4 protein-coding genes and 1 pseudogene are annotated in these 4,986 nt (G+C 62.7%); 2 read left to right on the forward strand and 3 right to left on the reverse strand.

Translation table 11 applies throughout. From position 1 onward, the window contains the following. Positions 1-127 precede the first annotated feature (127 nt). A pseudogene (locus ACRDU5_RS12055) lies at positions 128-739 on the forward strand (recombinase family protein); the annotation flags it as partial. 9 nt (positions 740-748) lie between these two features. Beyond that, positions 749-1,477, forward strand: a complete 729-nt coding sequence (locus ACRDU5_RS12060; protein WP_526614767.1) for a recombinase zinc beta ribbon domain-containing protein — start codon at positions 749-751, stop codon at positions 1,475-1,477. Positions 1,478-2,359: 882 nt separating this feature from the next. Here ACRDU5_RS12060 and ACRDU5_RS12065 read toward each other — a convergent pair. The 3 genes from ACRDU5_RS12065 to ACRDU5_RS12075 form a co-directional block, all read right to left on the reverse strand. After that, positions 2,360-2,734, reverse strand: a complete 375-nt coding sequence (locus ACRDU5_RS12065; RefSeq protein ID WP_526614766.1) for a hypothetical protein — start codon at positions 2,732-2,734, stop codon at positions 2,360-2,362. 915 nt (positions 2,735-3,649) lie between these two features. Further along, a complete protein-coding gene (locus ACRDU5_RS12070; RefSeq protein WP_526614769.1) occupies positions 3,650-4,243 on the reverse strand; it encodes a thioredoxin domain-containing protein in 594 nt (197 codons plus the stop codon). Further along, the gene (locus tag ACRDU5_RS12075) at positions 4,183-4,716 is read right to left on the reverse strand and encodes a MauE/DoxX family redox-associated membrane protein (RefSeq protein ID WP_526614768.1); all 534 of its coding nucleotides are present in this window, start codon (positions 4,714-4,716) and stop codon (positions 4,183-4,185) included. The genes ACRDU5_RS12070 and ACRDU5_RS12075 overlap by 61 nt, the downstream gene beginning before the upstream one ends. Positions 4,717-4,986: the final 270 nt, after the last annotated feature.

Raw genomic sequence — 4,986 nt, forward strand, 5'->3', positions numbered from 1 at the left:
CGGCGGTTATGCCGACAAGTTCCGCCAGCTCAGCACTTTGACCAGCCGCTTCGTCTGTGGGGTCGGCATAACGCGCGCGTCGGCATAATCCTCGCTATGCAGACATCGGAATAACGAGGACAACGACGTCTCCGCGTACAGCGGGAGGCCGAGGCATGCATACGAGCGGATGCTCGCAGCGGTCCGTGCCGGTTGCATCGACGCCATCGTGACGTGGCACAACGACCGGCTGCACCGCTCGCCAAAGGAACTGGAGACGTTCATCGACCTGGTGGAGCGCTGCGGCGTGCGCCTGGCGGTCGTCACCGGCGGGGACTACGACCTGACGACGCCCGACGGCCGGCTCGCGGCGCGCATCGTCGGAGCGGTGGCAGGCAAGGAGTGCGAGGACCGCAGCCGGCGGGTACGGCGCAAGCACCTGGAACTCGCCGAACAGGGCAGGCCCGCCGGCGAGCTGGGCTGGGGCGTGCGGAACGATCCCGAGCGGGACCTGGTGCGGGAGGCGGCCGGCCGTGTGCTCACCGGCCAGGGGCTCATCACGATCGTTCGGGACTGGAACCGCCGGGGAGTGCCGGGCCCGACACCACGACCCTGGGGCGCACCGACACTGCGCCGGGCGCTGCTGTCGGCTCGCCTCGCGGGCCTGCGGGAGCACGGCGTGGACCCGAGCGGCAAGGTACTCGGGTCGCTGACGCCCGCCGTCTGGGAGGCCGCGCTCGACCGCCCGACATGGGAACAGGTGCGGGCGGTGCTGCTCAACCCGGAGCGGACCACCAACTTCCGGGCGCCGACGAAACGACTACTCACCGGCCTTATCCGCTGCGGCGTGTGCGGCGCATCCATGCAATCCCGGCCTCGCGACGACCACACCAAGCGTTACGTCTGTGCCGGACGGCGAGCGGGCCACCAGCTGGCGATCGTGGCCGACGCGGCAGACGCCGTCGTGGCCGAACGCGTCCTGGCCCTTCTGGTGATGCCGCAGGTCCGGCGAGCCCTTGCGGGCGCCGCAGGCTCCACGTCCCCGAACGGTGAACTGGGTCAGGCTCTTGCCGACCTCGGCTCGGCTCAGGGTCGACTCCAAGCCCTCGATGACGACTACTACGTTCACGGCGTGCTGGCGGAGAGCCGCTACCGGCCGGTGAAGGCGAAGCTCGAACGAGAGGTCGACCGGCTTCGCAAGGCCATCGACCTCGCCACGAAGCAGCGGGTGGCCCTCGACCCCGACCCTCCGGCGTATTGGGCCTCGGCCGACATTGTCCAGCGCCGCGAACTCGTTCGTCTGGTGGTAGCCGAGGTAACAATCTCGCCGGCACGACGCGGCGTCCCACGCTTCGACCCAACTCGCGTGCACATCGAGCTGCTGCCCGGGCTGTCGGAAGACATGGCGCCGATCCGGACAGCTTCATTGCATCCAGGCAGGGACGACGGCGACTCGCACGGGGGCGGGGTTCGCGTTCCTGCACGAGCAAGCGGGTAGCGCACGACGTAGGTGAGGCACGCGGCTGTATTTCGGGCCACAATATTCCCTCACCAGCAGTTTTCACGAAGACGCCTTTGGCGTCAGCTGACGATCCTTCTTGCAACGCCGAGCGTCGGCCGAAGTCATGATTCGTCGGCTCACCGACTGAATTGCGCGTCCATGACGCAACTTTGTGAGGGCACATCACGAGCCGTCTACGAAAAGCGTATGCTATCGGTTATGCTCCGAAGTTCAGGATCCGTCCCAGACAGGGTAAAGTGAAATTCGCGTCCGTTCTCCAAGAGGTAGTAGCGACTTTCGCTGATTCCCTCTCCGGCGAAAGCCACCTTAATAGCAGGTCGACCTCCCAGCACGGAACGCTCGTAAGTCATTCCAGGAACGCGGCGCTTGAGGGGCTCGTCAATTGACGGACCTGGAACCTGACTCACGTCCGTAGCTCCCCCTCCATCGACCGTTCGGACAGACACGCTGGAAGTACTACCTGGATTGATTGCGAACAGCCGCCCTCCATTCCCCGGGTAGAGGAGCTTCATCTGGCCACCCGGGTCGACAAGCATGAGACTCTTGCTCGAGAGGAGCGCCTGGACCTCTGGATAGTGGTCCGGCGCGAGCGACAACTCGTGCCAACCTTCCGGCAGTGACATCGAGAATCCTGCCGCCTGGTCCACGATAGCCCTAGGACCGGTTACCCCTGCCGGTGAGGAGGTAGGCGAGGGCTGACTCAAGGACTGTCCCGACTGCGGACTGTCGCTAGAAAGGCCACCACTGCAACTAGCAAACACCACTGAGATCAGAACACTGATTGCAACTCGTCGTCGCATCCGGTTCCTCCTTCGACTTCAGACACCTCGGAGTTGGCTGGTAGTGATGCCGGCAGCACTATGTAAGGACCACGATGACGCTCATCGCAGAAAGGCTGACGCAATACCTCTTGACTGACCGCAGGCTCTTCCACCCTGTCCCGCGAGGATCTGTTTGGCCGTATTTCCCGTAACGGACAATGGCGAGAAGCGCCCTCCCCAAACCGAAACTTGCGCCGATCGCCATTGCGGGCAAAGGATCGTGAACAAACAGCATGATCGCCACGGCAAGCGAATACGGCACCGCCGCAGTTACAAACGTTCGAAAGCCCAGCCCGAGCTCGAAACCGAATCGGAACATCGAGGAGGGACCTGCGTCGCGCACGGTTTCCCTGGAAACCTGTTCCTCCCTCTGCGGGAGCGCAAGCTTGAGGACTCCCCAGTCGATTAGCATCGCCAATCCCAGGACAGCAACGATCGCAACTGTACGCGCTACCTCTGGCAGAGGCTGGAACAACCCGGAGGCGAGCCACAACAAAAGGCCGATGCATGTACCGCCCATGAGCAATCCGAGAATGAAGTACCCCAATGTCTTGGCACGCTCTGTCCGGCCCCGCCGAACTGACGAGGTAAACGCCAAGGCGCTGTTGAATGCTCACGACGATCCCGACAGGGAGTAGCCCGATGCAGCGCCGAAGACAAGCCAGGCGACCCAGGCCGAACCCATAGCGGCTGCGCTCAGTACTGCAATGGCCATCGTTACGATGGGCCAAAGTGGAAGGCCAGCCGGTCGAGCGGCCGGAGCCTCGTTACCCGTCGTGGACTTCGGTGCAAAACGCTCTCTAGACTTCATAACCCCACCCGGTCTTACAGATCTCAAGGAACGGGTAACCGTGGCCGTGGTTATAACCATCATGGCAGTCCCAGTACCAGACCCAGCCGCCACCCCAACACCAAGAGGGCGTACGCCAAGTCCAGCCTTCATAGGGGCCGCCACAAGTGTTCTGTGCCAGCGTGTACGGCCAGTCACTCCGGTGCCAGCCAGCACCATCGCAACAGTGACCCCACTCGCCACCACCGCAAATCCAAGACGACGGGTGGCAGCCCGCGTCACATCTGTAGTAGTCGTCCGAGCCGCTCGTGGGACAGTACGGCCCTCCGTATGGGTACCAGTCGTAACCCGACTGGGCGAGAGCCTCCTTTGCCGCTGGAAATATCCCTACGAGTCTGAGGCCGAGAATGGTGCCTAACCCGAGTAATCCTCGGAGAACGCTTCTCCGGGGAACATCTAGGTGGAACACAGCGCGACGCTCCACAGGGTCGACTGCACCCACTGGAGAGGGATAAGACACGATCTCTTCCGCTCGAATCACGAGGCCAGCACCTTCTCCCTCATATCGGTAACAAAACCACGGAGCGCAGCATCGGACCCGCATGGAGCCGCACCAGCGATGCGACCGTCCCGATCAACTAGCACGCCGTACGGTAGAGCGTTGATTCGAAGTGTCGACAGCAACTCCTGCTGGTTCTTCCAAATCTCGACCCGGTTGCCGGCATCATCCTGCTCGTCGCTCAGAGTCGAGTTGCCAAAACCATCGCCGTCTGGAGCGACTAATACGAACACCGCCCACGTTTCACTGGTTGACAGTTCGGTGAACACGGGAATGACATCACGGCAAGGCGGACACGACGCACTCGCAAAGAGCAGCACGGATGGACGATTTCTCCGGGCGGACGCGCCGTGGTGATCGGGAAAAGGCGCTCCGATTCGGGGGCCCGGGTTCAGCCGGGAGGGGATGCGCTGCTGCAGGAGGTGTAGCTGGCGCACCACGCCGGACAGCGCTAAGCCTAGAAGCGCCAACACAGTCCAAGTCAGAATGAATGCCGTGGCCTCAAAGCTCATCAGCCGTCGACCGCCCGTGCCGGAAGGTCCACTCTGGCCATGGCCGATGGCAACGTCCACCAGACCATGCCGAGACAGGCCGCGCCGGCAACCGAGAGAGCGACCTCCCCTTCCAGGTTCGCCACCGTGATGACATGGTCGGGCCAGATAACGGCAGCGAGGGATAGCATAGCCAGCCCGACCGCCCGAGCCAGCACCCAACCGCTCGAGGGCACCTGAAGTGCAGAGCACCCACACGGAACACCGGGCGTGCGATGTGCCAGCATGAAGGCATAAACGGAGAATGCACAGAACAGCGTTCCGATAAACAAGAATGTTAGGCGGTTTTGCGCTGGCGAAGCGTTCCGCACGAGGACTGTGACACCGACAATTGCGGCAAGAAGCTCCGCGGTCGTGACCAATCGCGCGATAGGACGTACGTGAGCTTGCCGCCACAGGCCATGGGTTCCCAGGTCTTGTACGAGCACAGCTTGGTATCTTAGATGCGTCATCGAGCCAACAACCATTGCCCCCACCGCAACACAGGCGGACATGGTCGCCAAGAAATCCAGGGGTGACACCGCTAGAGATGCCACTCGACGGTGAGCCGGGATAGCGCATCAACGAGATCCTGCTCGTGCACGCGGCTATCTGGTCCTATCGTTGCTTTTGCAGTACTACTGAGCAGAACGTACGTCGTCGAGGGAGGCTTGAGCCGTCTCCCAATCTGTTGTCCCGCAGACTTATTGACGAGAAGCTCGCCGCCAGCGACAGGAGTGCCACGGTACGACGGAAGGCTTTGCACAACATCCCCGGTCAAAGGC

This window comes from Mycobacterium sp. (assembly GCF_050701515.1).
Lineage (GTDB): Bacteria > Actinomycetota > Actinomycetes > Mycobacteriales > Mycobacteriaceae > Mycobacterium.

Coding starts and splice junctions, on each gene's coding strand:
- ACRDU5_RS12065 (WP_526614766.1), bottom strand. CDS start 2,734: ATGCTAATCGACTGGGGAGTCCTCAAGCTTGCGCTCCCGCAGAGGGAG.
- ACRDU5_RS12075 (WP_526614768.1), bottom strand. CDS start 4,716: ATGTCCGCCTGTGTTGCGGTGGGGGCAATGGTTGTTGGCTCGATGACG.